The organism is Aquicoccus porphyridii (assembly GCF_008369105.1).
Classification (GTDB): domain Bacteria; phylum Pseudomonadota; class Alphaproteobacteria; order Rhodobacterales; family Rhodobacteraceae; genus Aquicoccus; species Aquicoccus porphyridii.
This window is the reverse complement of the sequence record NZ_VINQ01000148.1, coordinates 1-427: the sequence shown is the minus strand read 5'-3', so window position 1 is coordinate 427 and position 427 is coordinate 1. Positions and strand designations below refer to the sequence as shown.

The window sequence follows — 427 nt, the reverse complement described above, 5'->3', positions numbered from 1 at the left end:
GGGCAGGCGAGCTACCTGGAAGGCCGTGGCCTGCCGGTGGGCCTGTTCGACGATGCGAGCTATGACGACCGGGTCATGGAGTTGCCCCCTTCCTTCAGCCTGTCGCTGTTTTCCGATGGCATCCTCGATGTGCTGCCAGGAGCTACGCTGAAGGAGAAAGAGGCTTTGCTACCGGAGCAGGTGGCAGCCGCCGGAGGTACCCTCGACGGGCTGCGCCAGGTCTTCGGGCTGGCCAACCTGGCGGAGATGCCGGATGATATCGCCTTGCTGGTGTTGAGCAGGAACCTTGCATGAGTACCGGTAAAATCCAGTTTGCCGAACAGAACGGCTCCTTCGTTCTGAAATTCGTCGGTGAGGTCCGCCTCACCCTGTGCTCGGCCCTGGATTCCACCATTGAAAAGATCTTCGCTGCGCTGAATTTCTCGGC

Annotated in this window: 1 protein-coding gene; it reads left to right on the top strand. The window is 60.4% G+C overall.

The window, feature by feature from the left end:
- Positions 1–294: SpoIIE family protein phosphatase (locus FLO80_RS23970; protein WP_149187156.1), on the top strand; the 294-nt coding region annotated here is incomplete at its 5' end.
- Positions 295–427: the final 133 nt, after the last annotated feature.